This is a genomic window from Streptomyces sp. NPDC058697 (assembly GCF_042715345.1).
GTDB lineage: Bacteria > Actinomycetota > Actinomycetes > Streptomycetales > Streptomycetaceae > Streptomyces > Streptomyces liliifuscus.
In genome coordinates, this window is sequence record NZ_JBHXSU010000029.1 from 22,163 (window position 1) to 36,746 (window position 14,584).

Below are 14,584 nucleotides of genomic sequence, written 5' to 3' on the forward strand. Positions count from 1 at the left end.
ACCCCCGGCCCCGTACGGCCAAGGATCAGCCTTCGACGATTTCCCGTACCTCGCAGGTCACCGTCCAGTGGGCCTCGTGGATCTGGAGGAACCGCTTGGTCCACTCGACGGCCTCGGCCTTGTCCTTGGCCTGCAGCATCGCGTAGCCGCCGACGACCTCCTTGGCCTCGGTGAACGGCCCGTCGGTGACGGACATCTCGCCGCCCTCCCACCGCACCCGCGTCCCCTCCGCGGTCGGCTTCAGCCCGGAGGTGTCCAGCAGCACCCCGGCCTTCGTCATCTCCTCGATCAGCTCCCCCATCCGCGCCATGAGCTCGTCGCTCGGCCCCTCGGCGGGCGCGTTCTGCTCATCGATCCGGATCATCGACAGGTAGCGGGGCATGGTGACTCCCTGAATCTCTCGGTACGGGGGCGGGGCTTGTCCCACCTTCCCTCTCACCCGTGCGTCGATCGGGGCAGGCCCGGATCGACACGCTCAGCCGGATTTCTTCGAGATTCCTTCGAGATTCCTTCGGCAGACGCCGATCCTCACCGCAGCGACTCCCACAGCTCGCTCGCCTCCGGCTCGTTCGCGACCACCCGGTTGCGGTCGGACGGGGCCGGGACCACCGGCATCATCACCGTCTCCGTCGTGGCGGAGGAGAGGGAGTTCAGGCTCTGGCCGAGACTCATCAGCTCGGTGAGGGAGTTGAGGCCGGTGTCCGTGGTGAGGCTGTCGGTGAGGGCGTCGGCGACGCGGTAGAGGCGGGTGGGGCTGGTGAGGAGGTTCGTGGAGTCGACCTGGTCGAGGAGGGCCTTCACCAGTTGCTGCTGAAGGCCGATGCGGCCGAGGTCGCTCTGGTCGCCTATGCCGTGCCGGGTGCGCGCGAGGGCCAGGGCCTTCGTACCGTCGAGATGGTGGGTGCCCGCCTCCAGTTCGAGGTGGCTGTCCTCGTCGGAGATGTCCTCGTCCGTCGTCACCGTGACCCCGCCCAGCGCGTCCACCAGATCGGCGAAACCCGCGAAGTCGATCTCGATGTAGTGGTCCATGCGGACGTTGGTCATGGACTCCACGGTCTTGACCGCGCAGACGGGCCCGCCGACCGAGTACGCGGTGTTGAACATCGCGCCGTACGACACCGATGTCGAACCGCCGGACTCCCGCGGGCAGGAGGGGCGCGTGACGAGGGTGTCGCGCGGGATGCTCACGACGGTCGCCTTCGTCCGGCCCTCGTCGAGGTGGATGACCATCGCGGTGTCGGAACGGGCCCCGCCGCTGCTGCCGCCGCCAAGTTCCTTGTTCCGCTCGCCGTCCCGCGAATCGGAGCCGAGGACCAGGATGTTGAGCGCGCCGCTCGGGAGCGGTGAGGGGGAGGCCGCGCCGTAGGGACTCGGCGTCGACATCGCCCTCGCCGGGCGGTCGTCGCCCAGCGCGCTGTCGATGTCGACGCTCTTGATGTTCTGGTTCAGATGCCAGTACGCCCATGCCGCGCCGGCCAGCGAGACGACCAGGGCGCAGCCGAGCGCGATTCCCGCGGCCCTCAACAGCCGTGCCCGTCTGGATCGTTGCCGCCCCGCGCCGGGTGTCTCGGCGCCCCCGCCCCCGTGTTCGTCTTCTCCGCTCACAGACAGGAACGTAAGTCCGAATTATTACAAGGAGGAACCACTTCCCGGTTTTCCTAGTCAAACTCTCATATTTCGTTGAGTCTTCTCAGCCGGGAACCAGGGATGGCCGGCACCCGACGAAAGCATTCGAAAGTTTCGACGTCCCGCTTCGATCACTACGCCCCGAAGTACGCCGCCCGCCCCTCCCCCGCCGGCGCCGCAGTGCTGCTGCGCACCACCAGGCTCGTGGCGAGCTCCACCCGGGTCGCCGCCGAGGGGCGCTCGCCGCGGCCCAGGTCGAGGACGAGCCGGGCCGCGGCCTCGGCCATCTCGGTGAGCGGCTGACGGACCGTGGTCAGCGGCGGGCCGACCCAGCGGGCCACCGGCAGATCGTCGAAGCCGACGATGCTGAGGTCCTCCGGTACGCGCAGACCCAGTTCGCGGGCGGCCTCGTACAGGCCGAGCGCCTGGAGGTCGTTGCCGGCGAAGACGGCGGTCGGGCGGTCGGGGAGCTTCAGCAGCGCAAGGCCCTCCCGGTAGCCGCTCTCGTGGTGGAAGTCGCCGGTGCGCACGAGCGCCGGGTCGGCCGGCAGCCCGGCCGTGTCGAGCGCCGCGCGGTAGCCGTCGAGCCGGGCCCGGCTGCACATCATCCGCGAGGGTCCGCTGATCACGCCGATGCGGCGGTGGCCGAGGTCGGCGAGATGACGGGTGGCCGCGAGGCCGCCCTGCCAGTTGGTGGCGCCCACGGACGGCACGTCGTCGCCCGGGTCGCCCGCCGGGTCGACCACCACGAACGGGATCGAGCGGCTGGTGAGCAGCGCCCGCTGGGACTCGTCGAGCCCGTTCAGGACGAGGACGACGCCGTGCGGGCGGCGGGCGGCGACCTGGTCGGCCCAGGTGCGCCCGGGCGTGAGGCGGCCCGCGCTCTCGGAGAGGACCACGCTCAGCCCCTCGTCCCGCGCCACGTTCTCCACGCCCCGGATGACCTCCATCGCCCACGCGCTCTCCAGTTCGTGGAAGACGAGGTCGATCAGCGGCGACCGGGACGCCTCGGCCCGGCGGCGCCGATAGCCGTGGTTGCGCAGCAGTTCCTCGACCCTGGTGCGGGTCGAGGGGGCCACATCGGCACGGCCGTTGAGCACCTTCGAAACAGTCGGAGCGGAGACTCCCGCCTCGCGGGCGATCTCGGCGAGTGTCGCCGACTGGGCTACAGCGGGATTCGGGCGAGTCATGGACCGGATCGTATCCCTGCGCAACCTCTTGACGAAGCCCTTCGGCAGCCATACGTTCCCGGAACATTCGAAGTGCATACCGAAACATTCGTGTCGCGAGTCCAAAAAGAGGTGCTGTCATGGAGTCGATCAGCGGGCGGTCCAACGGCGGACGGCCCACGGGCGGGCAGCCCACGGGCGCGAGCCCGGACAGCCCCGGCAACCCCGGGAGCCTGGGCAGCGGGACGTTCGGCAGCAGGACGTTCAGCAGGCGCTGGGTCCTCGGCGCCGGTGCCACCACCCTGCTCACCACTGGTCTGACCGCCTGCGGCTCCGGCGACGGTTCCGGCGGGGGCGGCAACACGATCACCGCCATGGTGTACGGGGACGACGCGGTGAAGGTCCAGACGGCGGCCGTCGACCGTTTCAACAGGTCCGCCGCCAGCAAGTCGGCCAAGGGCAAGGTGAAACTGGAGAAGGTCCCGGGCTCGGACTACTCGGCCAAGCTGCGCACGGCGATGGGCTCCCCGAGCGCCCCGGACGTCTTCTTCAACTGGGGCGGCGGCTCCATCAAGGCGTACCAGGAGGCGAATCAGCTCGTCGACCTGACCGACACCATCGAGGGCGACCCGGTCCTGAAGTCGGGCTTCCTGCCCTCCGTGCTCGCGGCCGGCGGACTCGGCGGCCGCAACTACGGCATACCGATGCGCGGCATGCAGCCGGTCATCCTCTTCTACAACAAGACCGTCTTCGCCGAGCACAAGCTCCAACCACCCACCACCTGGGCCGAGTTGCAGGACATCAACGCCAAGCTGAAGGCCGCGAAGATCACCCCGTTCGCGCTCGGCGGCGCCGACACCTGGACCGAACTGATGTGGCTGGAGTACCTCGTCGACCGCATCGGCGGCCCCGAGGTCTTCGCAAAGATCCAGGGCGGCGACGCGTCCGCCTGGGGCGACCCGGCCGTCCTCAAGGCCGCCGAGACCGTCAAGGAACTCATCGACGACGGCGCGTTCGGCTCGAAGTTCAGCTCGGTGTCGTACGTCAACGGCGGCGCCCCGGCCGTCTTCGCCAAGGGCAAGGCGGCGATGCACCTGATGGGTTCGTGGGAGTACTCGACGCAGCTCGGCAAGTTCCCGTCCTTCGCGAAGAACAACCTGGGCTGGTGCGCGTTCCCCACGGTCGAGGGCGGCACGGGCGACATCCGCAACGTCGTCGGCAACCCCACCAACTACTGGTCCGTCAACACCCGTACGCAGAACAAGGACGCCGCGATCGCCTTCCTGAAGGACTGCGCCTCGGAGGCGTACGCGAAGGCGCTGGTGGCCAACGGCGACATCCCTACGACGGCCAACGCGGCCAAGCTGCTGGAGGCCTCGCCCAATCCGGAGTTCGCCACCTTCCAGTACGAGATGGTCGAGAAGGCGCCCGCCTTCACGCTCTCCTGGGACCAGGCGCTGGGCGCGGACATCGCGACCCCGATGCTCACCGAGATCAACAAGCTGTTCGTCGGGAAGTCCTCGCCGAGCCAGTTCGTGTCGGCGCTCAAGGAGCTGAAGTGAGCGCACCGAGCCCGCCGAAGGCCCGCCCCACGGAACCGACAGCCACCACGTCCACCCCGCCCACGAAGTCGTCCAAGTCCTCCGCCGTCGGCCGCCCGCATGCCGCGTGGGCCCTGCCAGGCGTCCTGTTCTTCGCGTTCTTCGCCGTGGTCCCGATGGTCCTGGCCTTCTATCTCTCCTTCACCAGCTGGGACGGCCTGGGCGACCCGCAGCCGGTCGGCCTGGACAACTGGCGGAAGCTGATCGACGACGACCGGATGGTCCAGTCCCTGTGGCTCACGGTCCTGCTGACGGCGGCGAGCTGGGTCTTCCAGACGGTGGTCGCGCTGCTGCTCGGCGTCTGGGCGGCGGGCCGCCAGCGCAACCGGGCGCTCCTCTCCGCGATCTTCTTCGTCCCGTTCCTGCTCTCCTCGACGGCGATCGCGCTGCTCTTCTACGCCCTGCTCGACCCGAACTTCGGCATCATCCAGGAGAACATCCTGGGCTCCTCCAGCGGCGCGTTCCTGGCGATCGTCTTCGTCGGCGGCTGGCAGTTCATCCCCTTCCACACCCTGATCTACCAGGGCGGGGCCCGTCAGATACCCGAGGTGCTCTACCAGGCGGCGGCGATCGACGGGGCGGGCCGCTACCGCCAGTTCTTCTCGATCACGCTTCCTCAGCTGCGCCACACCGTCACGACGTCCACCGTGCTGCTGGTCGTCGGCTCGCTCACGTACTTCGAGACCGTGCTGATCCTCACCAAGGGCGGCCCGGGCACCGACACGGCGATCCTGCCGTACCTGATGTACGAGGCGGGCTTCAAGAGCTACGACTTCGGCTACGCGAGCGCCATCGCGTCCTTCCTGGTGGTGGCCGCCACGGGGCTGTCCCTGATCCTCGTGCGGCTGACCGGCTTCGGCAGCATGCGCAGCACCCGCGAAGGGATGTGACGGAGTGTCACACGATACGTTGCCGCGCCCGCGTCCCGCGAAGACCGAGGAGCGTCCCACGCCACCGCCCCCGCAACGCCGCCGCAAGCACTGGACGAAGCGCGGCAACCCCGTCTCGGGCCTCGGCTCGGTCATCTGGCTCGCGATCGTCGTCGTCCCGATCTACGCGATGCTGTCGGCCTCGCTCACCAGCCAGGACAAGGCACTCACCGGCAACCCGCTGAACCCGCCCACGAGTCCGACGCTCGACAACTACAACACCGTGCTGAACAGCGGCTTCGGTCATCTGCTCAGCAACACCGCGATCGTGGCCGTCGCGGTCGTGGCCATCGTCCTCGGCCTGTCCGTCCCGATCGCGTACGTCGCCGTCCGCACCCGCGACCGCTGGTCGGGCCTCGCCTTCCGGCTGTTCCTCCTCGGCGTGGCGATCCCGGCCCAGGCGGTAGTGGTCCCCCTCTACCTCCTCATAGCCCAACTCAATCTGTACGACAGCCTGTTGGCGGTCATCCTGCCGACGGCGGCCTTCGCGATGCCGGTCTCGGTACTGGTCCTCGTCGGCACCCTGCGTGACGTCTCGGAGGACCTGTACGAGGCGATGGCCCTGGACGGAGCATCCCCTCAACGCATGCTGTTCCAACTGGCCATCCCGCTGGCCAAGGGCGGCATCAGCACGGTCGTCATCTTCGCGGCGCTCCAGGCCTGGAACGGCTTCCTCTTCCCGCTGATCTTCACCCAGTCCGACGGCCCGCGCGTCCTGACCCTCGGACTCTTCAACTACGTCAGCCAGTTCGGCGTGAACATCCCCGCCCTGCTCGCCTCGGTAGTCCTCTCCGGCATCCCCATCTTCGCCGTGTACCTGGTGGCCCGCCGAGCCCTGGTGGGCGGCCTGATGGGAGTCGGCGGCAAATGAACCCCCGAGGGCCTGTCCGGCGGATCATGCCGGAGACGCGGGGTCTGGCACGCACATCTGCAGCGTTGTCGTCAGTCGACGACTCCCCCACGCTCGGCTTCGCTCGCGCGGGGGGACCCCCATCGCGTCGCCTCCCTCCTCCGCCTTGCAGCTGCACGCACCAGACCCCGCTCACCCGTGCTTATCAGGCACCGCAGCCTCCCTCCGGCATGATCCGCCGGACAGGCCCTCGACCCCGACAGGAGTTTCATGACCACCGCCCCCTGGCGTGATCCCGCCCTGCCCGCCGAGGCCCGGGTCGACGACCTGCTCGCCCGGATGACTCTGGAGGAGAAGACCGCCCAGCTGTACGGCGTGTGGGTGGGAGCCGTCACGGACGGCGACGGAGTCGCCCCGAACCAGCTGGAGATGACCTCGGACTACGACTGGGACGAGCTGATCACCCACGGCCTCGGCCAGCTGACCCGCTCCTTCGGCTCGGCCCCGGTGGACCCGGCACTCGGCGCACAGGCACTGGCCCGCGCCCAGCGCCGCATCGCCGAGGCCGGCCGCTTCGGCATCCCGGCCGTAGCCCACGAGGAGTGCCTGGCGGGCTTCACGGCCTGGGGCGCCACCGCCTACCCGGTCCCCCTGGCCTGGGGCGCCACGTTCGACCCGGACCTCGTCGAGGAGATGGCCCACCGGATCGGCCAGGACCTCGCCTCGGTCGGCGTCCACCAGGGCCTGGCCCCCGTCCTGGACGTCGTACGGGACCCGCGCTGGGGCCGCGTCGAGGAGACCATCGGCGAGGACCCCTACCTGGTCGGCACGATCGGCGCGGCCTACGTCCGCGGCCTGGAGTCCGCCGGAGTCGTCGCCACACTCAAGCACTTCGCGGGGTACGCGTCCTCCGCGGGCGCCCGCAACCTCGCGCCCGTACGCGCGGGTGTGCGCGAGTTCGCCGACATCACCCTGCCGCCGTTCGAGTTCGCGCTGCGCGAGGGCGGGGCCCGCTCGGTGATGGCCGCGTACACGGACACGGACGGCGTCCCGGCGTCCTCGGACCCGTACCTTCTGTCCGAACTCCTCCGAGATCAATGGCAGTTCACGGGCACGGTCGTGTCCGACTACTTCGGCGTCGGCTTCCTGGAGACCCTGCACCGGGTCGCGGGCACGAAGGCGGAGGCCGCCCACGCGGCCCTGGCGGCCGGTATCGACGTCGAACTCCCCACGCTCCGCTGCTACGGCGACCCGCTGACCGAGGCGGTGAGGACGGGCGCGATCCGGGAGTCCCTGGTGGACCGGGCGGCGGCCCGGGTCCTGCGCCAGAAGTGCGAACTGGGCCTGCTGGACGAGGACTGGACCCCCGAGCCGACGGGCCCGATCGACCTGGACTCGACCGCGAACCGGGTGCTGGCCCGCCGCCTCGCCGAGGAGTCCGTCGTCCTGCTCTCCAACCCGGACGGCCTGCTCCCGCTCGCCCCCGACACCCGGATCGCGGTGGTCGGCCCGCGGGCGGCCGACGCCCTGGCCATGCTGGGCTGCTACTCGTTCCCCTCGCACGTGGGCGTCAACCACCCCGACCGGCCGATGGGCATCGAGATCCCCACGCTCCTGGAGTCCCTGCGCACGGAACTCCCCGACGCCAAGGTCACGTTCACCGAGGGCTGCGACACCACGGACCCGGACACCTCGGGCTTCGCGGAGGCGGTGGCACGCTCCGCCGAGGCGGACGTCTGCGTGGCGGTACTGGGCGACCGGGCGGGCCTGTTCGGCAGGGGCACATCGGGCGAGGGCTGCGACGTGGGGGACCTGCAACTCCCGGGCGTACAGGCCAAGTTGCTGGACACCCTGACGGCCACCGGCACCCCGGTCGTCCTGGTCCTGCTCACCGGCCGCCCGTACGCGCTCGGCCGCTGGCACGGCCAACTGGCCGCCTCCGTCCAGGCGTTCTTCCCGGGGGAGGAGGGCGGCCCGGCAGTTGCAGGAGTGCTGTCGGGCCGCGTGAACCCCTCGGGCAGGCTCCCCGTGAGCGTCCCGCAGGAACCTGGCGGCCAGCCGTGGACCTACCTCCAGCCCCCACTGGGCCTGGCCGGCACGGTGAGCAACCTGGACCCGACCCCCCTACACCCCTTCGGCCACGGCCTCGGCTACACGGATTTCACCTGGGAGGACATGGAGGACCGGGAGGGGACGGAGATCGGCACGGACGACTCGTACGAGGTCTCGGTCACGATCCGCAACACGGGCCCCCGAGAGGGCACGGAGGTCGTCCAGCTCTACCTCCACGACCCGGTGGCCCGCGTAACCCGCCCCGACATCCGCCTGATCGCCTACCACCGCCTCACCCTGCCCCCAGGCAAGGCCCGCCGCGTCACTTTCACCTTCCACCCGGACCTGTCGTCCTTCACGGACGGAAGAGGCCAACGCATCGTGGAACCAGGCGCTTTGGAACTCCGCCTGTCCAAATCCAGCACAGACACACGCCACACGACCCACATCACCTTGACGGGCCCGGAACGCCATTTGGGCCCGGACCGCCAACTGCGGTGCGAATCAAGGCAGACGGAGGCAATTTAGGGGCGCGGGGAACTGCGCAATCTTTTGTCTTTCAGGGGCGCGGGGAACTGCGCGACCAGCCACAGCCGACCCGCACCGGACAAACAACCCCCACCCCCTACCCCTCCACAACCTCGAACCGCCACCGATGAACCGCCCGCGCAACCAACTCCCCAGCCGGCTCCGGAAATTCAGGCAGCTCAGACTCATACGCGGCATCCCACCACGTAATGACGAGCACCCGATCCCCCGGAGCCCGCAGGACCTCCCGACGCAGGGGCCGCGCCGGGAGGTCCTGCCCCCTCACCCAGGCGAGCAGTTCCTCCCCCCGCCCCTCAACGGCCCGCGCCTCCCACATCAACGCAACAGTCATGAGTACAGATTGCCCTTATTGACCTCATGCACATGATCATGACCATGGGAATGCGAATGTGAATGCGACTGCCCCGGCACATGCGTGTCAGTAACCGGCAAAGAAGAATCCGCGGACAGATCCCAATCGGACGCGGCCCGCCCCCGCGCAACCATCTCCGCCCCCAACGCGGCAACCATCGCCCCATTGTCCGTACACAACTTCGGCCGCGGCACCCGCAACCGAATCCCCGCGGCCTCACACCGCTCCCGCGCAAGCACCCGCAGCCGCGAATTCGCGGCGACTCCCCCACCGATCATCAGGTGGTCGACACCCTCGTCACGACAGGCCCGTACGGCCTTGCGCGTCAGCACGTCGACGACGGCCTCCTGGAAGGACGCGGCCACATCCCGCACCGGCACATCCTCCCCGGCCGCCCGCTTGGCCTCGATCCACCGCGCCACGGCGGTCTTCAGCCCGGAGAACGAGAAGTCGTACGCAGCATCCCGCGGCCCGGTGAGCCCGCGCGGGAACGCGATCGCACCCGGGTCCCCCTCCTTCGCGTACCGGTCGATGACCGGCCCGCCGGGGAAGCCGAGGTTCAGCACCCGCGCGATCTTGTCGAAGGCCTCACCGGCCGCGTCGTCGATGGTCGCGCCCATCGGCCGCACATCACTGGTGATGTCGGAGGACAGCAGCAGTGACGAGTGCCCCCCGGAGACGAGCAGAGCCATCGTCGGCTCGGGCAGAGCCCCATGTTCGAGCTGATCCACGCAAATATGCGAGGCGAGATGGTTGACCCCGTACAACGGCTTGCCCAGCGCGTACGCGTACGCCTTCGCCGCCGACACCCCGACGAGCAGCGCGCCCGCGAGCCCCGGACCCGCGGTGACGGCGATCCCGTCCAGGTCCCTCGCGCTGACGCCCGCCTCCTTCAGCGCCCGCTCGATGGTGGGCACCATCGCCTCCAGGTGCGCACGGGAGGCGACTTCGGGCACCACGCCCCCGAAGCGCGCGTGCTCGTCGACGCTGGACGCGATCGCGTCCGCGAGCAGGGTCGTGCCGCAGACGATGCCGACGCCGGTCTCGTCGCAGGAGGTCTCGATGCCGAGGACGAGCGGTTCGTCAGCCATTGATCTCGGTTCCTTGTACGGATACGGATGTCGAAGGGTCGTTGAGTCGCATGACGAGCGCGTCCACGTTCCCCGGCTGGTAGTAGCCACGCCGGAAACCGATCGCCTCGAAGCCGAAGCGCTCGTACAGCTTCTGGGCGCGGATGTTGTCGACGCGGCATTCGAGCATCACCTCGCCGCACTCGAACGCGGTCGCGGCCCGCAGCAGCTCGGTCAGTATCTGCGCGCCGAGGCCGGTACCCCAGTGCTCGCGGGCGACGGCGATGGTCTGCACATCCCCGACGTCCCCGGCGGCGGCGAGCCCGCCGTATCCGACGATCCGCGCACGGCCTCCGGACTCAGACCCGGCCCCGGACGGGATCTCGGACGGGATCTCGGCCACGACGTACCGACGAGTCGCCCCGGGCCCCCGCGCATGGGCCAGGTCCGACCAGAACATGCCCCGCGACCAGGCGTCCTCGGGGAAGAGGTCCTTCTCCAGCTCCAGCACGGGCTCGATGTCCCACCAGCGCATCTCGCGCAGCACCGCGGTCGTCACTTGGGGGTGACCACCTTGTAGTTCTTGGGCACCTGGGCGTCCGGCCGGCGCAGATAGAGGGGCCTGGGCGCCTCCAGTTCCTCGCCCGCGGCCAGCCGTTCCGCCGCGAGGGACGCGAGCGCGGCAGCCGATACGTGCTCGGGTTCGCGCGCGTCCGGGAACGTGTCGGGGTAGAGCAGCGCACCCGCGCCGACGGCGGGCAGACCGCCGATGTCCAGGTCACCCGGCCGGTCGACGGCGGGCTCGGTGACCCGGGTGCGCGAATCGTCGTACCGAGCCCAGTAGACCTCTTTGCGCCGGGCGTCGGTGGCCACGACGAAGGGTCCGTCGGCGATGGAGCCGTCGGCCGCGTACGCGAGACCGTCGAGCGTGCACAGTCCGTGTACGGGGATGCCGAGCGCGAGCCCGAAGGTGTCGGCGGTCATCAGGCCGACGCGCAGCCCGGTGTACGGGCCGGGGCCCACGCCGACAACGATGCCGGTGACCGCGTCGAGCCGCAGCCCGGCCTCGGCGAGCACCCGGTCGACGGCCGGCAGGAGCAACTCCCCGTGCCGGCGCGCGTCCACCTGACTGGAGGCGGCGATGACGGACGTCCCGTCGTGCAGCGCGACGGTGACGGCGGGGGTGGCGGTATCCAGAGCGAGCAAGAGCACGCGAACAGCCTACGGCGCCCGGGCTCGGAGCATGGCCGCCCCAATCCCTCCCAGACCTGCTGCTAACGTCACAGAAATCACAAATGCCGTACGAGAGGTGGGCACCCAAGGTGGTTCGGAGCAGCTCGGGAATCGTGGCCGGGCTCACCGCGGCGGCGCTCGCCGCGATCGGCTTCCTCGCCTACCAGGCGTCGGCGGACGTGCCGGGCGGCCTGGGCTCCTCCCGGCCCGGCGACTCCGCGAAGACGGCGGCCGCCAAGGCCCCCCGGGACAAGCAGCACCCGACGGCACTGCCCTCCGCGTCGGGCACGGGACGACGGGTCGTCTACTCGGTGGACGACGACCGCGTATGGCTCGTCAGGGCGGGTGACCGGGTCAAGCGCACGTTCAAGGTGACCCCCGGAACGGTGGATCCCACGCCCGCCGCCTACGCCGTCACCTCCCGCTCCGGCAAGATCACCGGCTCGGACGGCATCGCCGTGGAACACGTGGTCCGCTTCACGAACGTCTCCGGCGTACCAATCGGCTTCAGCGCCGCCCTCAACGGCACAACCACCGCCCCCGCCTCCTCAAAGAAGCTGGGCGGCATCCGAGAATCCCGCGAAGACGGCACAGCCATGTGGGAATTCGCCACAATCGGCACAAGGGTCACAGTGATCAAGTAGACGAACACCAGCACCCCAAAAGGGGCGCGGGGAACGGCGCAATCTTTTGCCTTCAGGGGCACGAGGAACGGCGCGCTTCTTAGGGGCGCGGGGAACAGCGCAGTCTTTCGTCTTCAGGGGCGCGGGGAACGGCGCAGTCTTTTACTTTCAGGGGCGCGGGGAACTGCGCAATCTTTTAGGGGCGCGGGGAACTGCGCGACCAGCCACAACGCACCCGCAGACCCAAACGGCGCACCCAGCGGAACGCTCAGGCGGCCCGAGGCCGCGACTCACGAACCGGCGCAGCCGGTGGAGCCGGCGGCGTGGAAACGACCCGCGCCAACACCCCCGCCAAAAGCAACTCCCGCATGGACACCCCAGCCACCCCCGACGAAGTCGACTCCACCGGCACCGACGGACGCGTCACATCACGTTCAGACGTCGCCATCGCGGCCTCCTAGGCTCTCCGGGAGCAGACGTGGTTAGGTAGACCTAACCAACTCCTCTGTCCATGTGAACACGCCGAAGCCGCCCGACGCAACATCTTCCCGACGCCTTGTCGGAATGTTGAGGCGAACCTACGAGGACCAGGGCGGACCGGTCCGGATCAGGCGGAGAGCACGCCGAGCCCGACCGTCGCCCACCGCTCCCCGACCCCGGTCAGCGTGACGTGCCGCACCTCGTCGGTGGTGTCTCCGACGGCCCGGTGGATGAGGACGTGCAGCCGGTCGTCGGCCAGCTCCTCGACCTTGCCCTCGCCCCACTCCACGACGATCACGGAGTCGGACAGCGAGACGTCGAGGTCGAGGTCCTCCATCTCGTCGAGCCCGCCGCCCAGGCGGTACGCGTCCACGTGGACCAGCGGCGGACCGTCCCCGAGGGGCGGGTGCACGCGTGCGATCACGAAGGTCGGCGAGGTGACCGCACCCCGAACTCCAAGGCCCTCACCGAGCCCGCGGGTCATCGTCGTCTTGCCCGCGCCGAGTTCACCCGTGAGCATCACTAGGTCCCCGGCGCGCAACAGCTTGGCGAGCCGACGGCCCAACTCCCGCATCTGTTCGGGTGAGTTGACGGTGATCTCAGTGGTGACGCCGGCCACGGAAGGCTCCGAGGGTCCCGAGGACTCAGCCGGGTTGCGCGGTGCTGCTGGTGCTTCCATAACCACCCACGGTAGCCCCTGCCGGGACGGCTCCCGCGCGGGTGAGGAGGTCGGCGAGCCGGTCTATGACGACCTCGGGGTGCTCCAGGATCACCAGGTGCCCGGCGTCCGGCACGAGCACCAGCTCGGCGTCCGGCAGCAGGTCGGCGATGGCCTCGCTGTGCTCGCTCGGCGTGACCAGATCCTTGACCCCGGCCAGCACGAGCACGGGCATCTCGGCGAAATGCACGAGCGCCTCCGTCTTGTCGTGGTCGGTGAAGGCCGGATAGAACTCCGCGACCACGTCGATGGGCGTGCCCTCGATCAGCCGCTCCGCGAACCGCGCGACCGCCGGGTCGACGTCCCTGGACGCGAACGAGTACCGCTTGATGATCCCGGCGAACAGGTCGGCCGTGGCCCGCCGCCCGCGCTCCACCAGCGCGGCCTGCTGCCCCAGGGCCTTCAGCACTCCGGGCAGCACCCGCCGCACCGCGTTGACGCCCGCGACGGGCAGCCCGAAGTTGACCTCGCCGAGCTTCCCCGACGACGTACCGACGAAGGCGACACCGACGACCCGCTCGCGGATCAGGGAGGGGTACTGGTCGGCCAGGGCCATCACCGTCATGCCGCCCATCGAGTGGCCGACGAGGACGATCGGTCCCTCGGGCGCGGCCGCGTCGATGACGGCCTTCAGGTCGCGGCCGAGCTGGTCGATGGTGACCGGCATGTCGTCCTGGACCTGGGCCACGCCCCGCGCGGAGCGGCCGTGGCTGCGCTGGTCCCAGTGGACGGTGCGCACGACACCGCGCAGCGCGGCCCGCTGGAAGTGCCAGGAGTCCTGGCTGAGGCAGTAGCCGTGGCTGAAGACGACGGTGACGGGGGCGGGGGCCTTGCGGCCGAAGAGCCGGCGGCGGCGCGGGGCGAGGGTGGAGTCGGGCTCCACCTCGTCGACCTCGTAGTACAGCTCCGTGCCGTCGTCCGCGACGGCCTTGCCCGGCATGCCGCGCAACGACCCGTACGGACCGGCCGAGTCGAGGGCGAGCCGGGCCTTCCTGCGCATGCCCCGGCCGACCGTGAGCCGCTCTATGGCGACTCCGGCGGCGGCGCCCGCGGCGACCACGCCTATCGCGGCGCCGGCGATCCCGGCCCGGCGCCAGGTCGCGCCCCCCGCTGCGGAGACGGCCGAGGCTGCGGCCGTGGCCGCTTCCACGGCGGCCTCCGCACTGCTCTCGCTCACTACCGCTCCTCTTCGCCGGGCTGCTGCCCATGTCCGCTGTCGCTGTCGCTGTTGCCGTTACTACCGGTCGTGCCGTTGCTGCCGGTCGTGCTGTTACTGCTGTTCGTACTGGTCGTGCTGATACTGCTGGTCATGCTGTTGCCGCCGGTTCCCGC

Annotated in this window: 15 protein-coding genes; 6 read left to right on the forward strand and 9 right to left on the reverse strand. The window is 70.0% G+C overall.

Translation table 11 applies throughout. From position 1 onward, the window contains the following. Nucleotides 1-25: 25 nt before the first annotated feature. The 3 genes from ACFWXQ_RS40135 to ACFWXQ_RS40145 all read right to left on the reverse strand — a co-directional run bounded on the left by ACFWXQ_RS40135 (nucleotide 26) and on the right by ACFWXQ_RS40145 (nucleotide 2,816). Nucleotides 26-382 carry a YciI family protein gene (locus ACFWXQ_RS40135; RefSeq protein ID WP_055618818.1) on the reverse strand — a complete coding sequence of 119 codons (357 nt, stop codon included), beginning with the start codon at nucleotides 380-382 and terminating at the stop codon, nucleotides 26-28. Nucleotides 383-528: 146 nt separating this feature from the next. Continuing rightward, the gene (locus tag ACFWXQ_RS40140) at nucleotides 529-1,605 is read right to left on the reverse strand and encodes an LCP family protein (protein ID WP_383935528.1); all 1,077 of its coding nucleotides are present in this window, start codon (nucleotides 1,603-1,605) and stop codon (nucleotides 529-531) included. A gap of 155 nt (nucleotides 1,606-1,760) precedes the next feature. Continuing rightward, nucleotides 1,761-2,816, reverse strand: a complete 1,056-nt coding sequence (locus ACFWXQ_RS40145; RefSeq protein WP_383935530.1) for a LacI family DNA-binding transcriptional regulator — start codon at nucleotides 2,814-2,816, stop codon at nucleotides 1,761-1,763. Nucleotides 2,817-3,028: 212 nt separating this feature from the next. Here ACFWXQ_RS40145 and ACFWXQ_RS40150 point away from each other — a divergent pair, with 212 nt between their 5' ends. From ACFWXQ_RS40150 to ACFWXQ_RS40165, 4 genes are all read left to right on the forward strand, one after another. Next, nucleotides 3,029-4,357 carry an ABC transporter substrate-binding protein gene (locus ACFWXQ_RS40150; protein ID WP_383935652.1) on the forward strand — a complete coding sequence of 443 codons (1,329 nt, stop codon included), beginning with the start codon at nucleotides 3,029-3,031 and terminating at the stop codon, nucleotides 4,355-4,357. Next, nucleotides 4,354-5,286, forward strand: a complete 933-nt coding sequence (locus ACFWXQ_RS40155) for a carbohydrate ABC transporter permease (protein WP_383935532.1) — start codon at nucleotides 4,354-4,356, stop codon at nucleotides 5,284-5,286. The genes ACFWXQ_RS40150 and ACFWXQ_RS40155 overlap by 4 nt, the downstream gene beginning before the upstream one ends. A gap of 4 nt (nucleotides 5,287-5,290) precedes the next feature. Continuing rightward, nucleotides 5,291-6,196 carry a carbohydrate ABC transporter permease gene (locus ACFWXQ_RS40160; RefSeq protein WP_383935534.1) on the forward strand — a complete coding sequence of 302 codons (906 nt, stop codon included), beginning with the start codon at nucleotides 5,291-5,293 and terminating at the stop codon, nucleotides 6,194-6,196. A gap of 249 nt (nucleotides 6,197-6,445) precedes the next feature. After that, nucleotides 6,446-8,755, forward strand: a complete 2,310-nt coding sequence (locus tag ACFWXQ_RS40165) for a glycoside hydrolase family 3 N-terminal domain-containing protein (RefSeq protein ID WP_383935536.1) — start codon at nucleotides 6,446-6,448, stop codon at nucleotides 8,753-8,755. A gap of 97 nt (nucleotides 8,756-8,852) precedes the next feature. Here the strand turns inward: ACFWXQ_RS40165 and ACFWXQ_RS40170 are convergent, their stop codons facing one another. Genes ACFWXQ_RS40170 through tsaB form a run of 4 tightly spaced genes read right to left on the reverse strand, consistent with a single transcriptional unit; the run spans nucleotide 8,853 to nucleotide 11,410 of the window. Continuing rightward, the gene (locus tag ACFWXQ_RS40170) at nucleotides 8,853-9,107 is read right to left on the reverse strand and encodes a hypothetical protein (RefSeq protein ID WP_383935538.1); all 255 of its coding nucleotides are present in this window, start codon (nucleotides 9,105-9,107) and stop codon (nucleotides 8,853-8,855) included. Next, on the reverse strand, nucleotides 9,104-10,219 hold the full coding sequence (tsaD, locus tag ACFWXQ_RS40175) for a tRNA (adenosine(37)-N6)-threonylcarbamoyltransferase complex transferase subunit TsaD (protein ID WP_383935540.1): 1,116 nt from the start codon (nucleotides 10,217-10,219) through the stop codon (nucleotides 9,104-9,106). The genes ACFWXQ_RS40170 and tsaD overlap by 4 nt, the downstream gene beginning before the upstream one ends. After that, entirely contained in the window at nucleotides 10,212-10,733 is a 522-nt protein-coding gene (locus tag ACFWXQ_RS40180) for a GNAT family N-acetyltransferase (protein WP_383935654.1), read from the reverse strand. The genes tsaD and ACFWXQ_RS40180 overlap by 8 nt, the downstream gene beginning before the upstream one ends. Before the next feature lie 20 nt (nucleotides 10,734-10,753). Next, nucleotides 10,754-11,410: a tRNA (adenosine(37)-N6)-threonylcarbamoyltransferase complex dimerization subunit type 1 TsaB gene (gene tsaB, locus ACFWXQ_RS40185; RefSeq protein ID WP_383935542.1), complete on the reverse strand. Its 657-nt coding sequence runs from the start codon at nucleotides 11,408-11,410 to the stop codon at nucleotides 10,754-10,756. 110 nt (nucleotides 11,411-11,520) lie between these two features. On the opposite strand from tsaB, the gene ACFWXQ_RS40190 reads away from it, so the two are divergent. After that, the gene (locus ACFWXQ_RS40190; protein ID WP_383935656.1) at nucleotides 11,521-12,075 is read left to right on the forward strand and encodes a hypothetical protein; all 555 of its coding nucleotides are present in this window, start codon (nucleotides 11,521-11,523) and stop codon (nucleotides 12,073-12,075) included. A gap of 302 nt (nucleotides 12,076-12,377) precedes the next feature. Continuing rightward, the gene (locus tag ACFWXQ_RS40195) at nucleotides 12,378-12,515 is read left to right on the forward strand and encodes a hypothetical protein (protein WP_383935544.1); all 138 of its coding nucleotides are present in this window, start codon (nucleotides 12,378-12,380) and stop codon (nucleotides 12,513-12,515) included. A gap of 146 nt (nucleotides 12,516-12,661) precedes the next feature. Here the strand turns inward: ACFWXQ_RS40195 and tsaE are convergent, their stop codons facing one another. Together tsaE and ACFWXQ_RS40205 are read right to left on the reverse strand one after the other, a co-directional pair. Next, nucleotides 12,662-13,213: a tRNA (adenosine(37)-N6)-threonylcarbamoyltransferase complex ATPase subunit type 1 TsaE gene (gene tsaE / locus ACFWXQ_RS40200; RefSeq protein ID WP_189845053.1), complete on the reverse strand. Its 552-nt coding sequence runs from the start codon at nucleotides 13,211-13,213 to the stop codon at nucleotides 12,662-12,664. Then, entirely contained in the window at nucleotides 13,179-14,429 is a 1,251-nt protein-coding gene (locus ACFWXQ_RS40205) for an alpha/beta fold hydrolase (protein ID WP_383935546.1), read from the reverse strand. The genes tsaE and ACFWXQ_RS40205 overlap by 35 nt, the downstream gene beginning before the upstream one ends. Nucleotides 14,430-14,584: the final 155 nt, after the last annotated feature.

What these genes read in the sequence shown, in the direction of transcription:
- ACFWXQ_RS40135 (WP_055618818.1), bottom strand. Translation starts at nt 382, where the DNA reads ATGCCCCGCTACCTGTCGATGATCCGGATCGATGAGCAGAACGCGCCC.
- ACFWXQ_RS40145 (WP_383935530.1), bottom strand. Translation starts at nt 2,816, where the DNA reads ATGACTCGCCCGAATCCCGCTGTAGCCCAGTCGGCGACACTCGCCGAG.
- ACFWXQ_RS40165 (WP_383935536.1), top strand. Translation starts at nt 6,446, where the DNA reads ATGACCACCGCCCCCTGGCGTGATCCCGCCCTGCCCGCCGAGGCCCGG.
- ACFWXQ_RS40170 (WP_383935538.1), bottom strand. Translation starts at nt 9,107, where the DNA reads ATGACTGTTGCGTTGATGTGGGAGGCGCGGGCCGTTGAGGGGCGGGGG.
- tsaD (WP_383935540.1), bottom strand. Translation starts at nt 10,219, where the DNA reads ATGGCTGACGAACCGCTCGTCCTCGGCATCGAGACCTCCTGCGACGAG.
- ACFWXQ_RS40180 (WP_383935654.1), bottom strand. Translation starts at nt 10,733, where the DNA reads ATGCGCTGGTGGGACATCGAGCCCGTGCTGGAGCTGGAGAAGGACCTC.
- tsaE (WP_189845053.1), bottom strand. Translation starts at nt 13,213, where the DNA reads ATGGAAGCACCAGCAGCACCGCGCAACCCGGCTGAGTCCTCGGGACCC.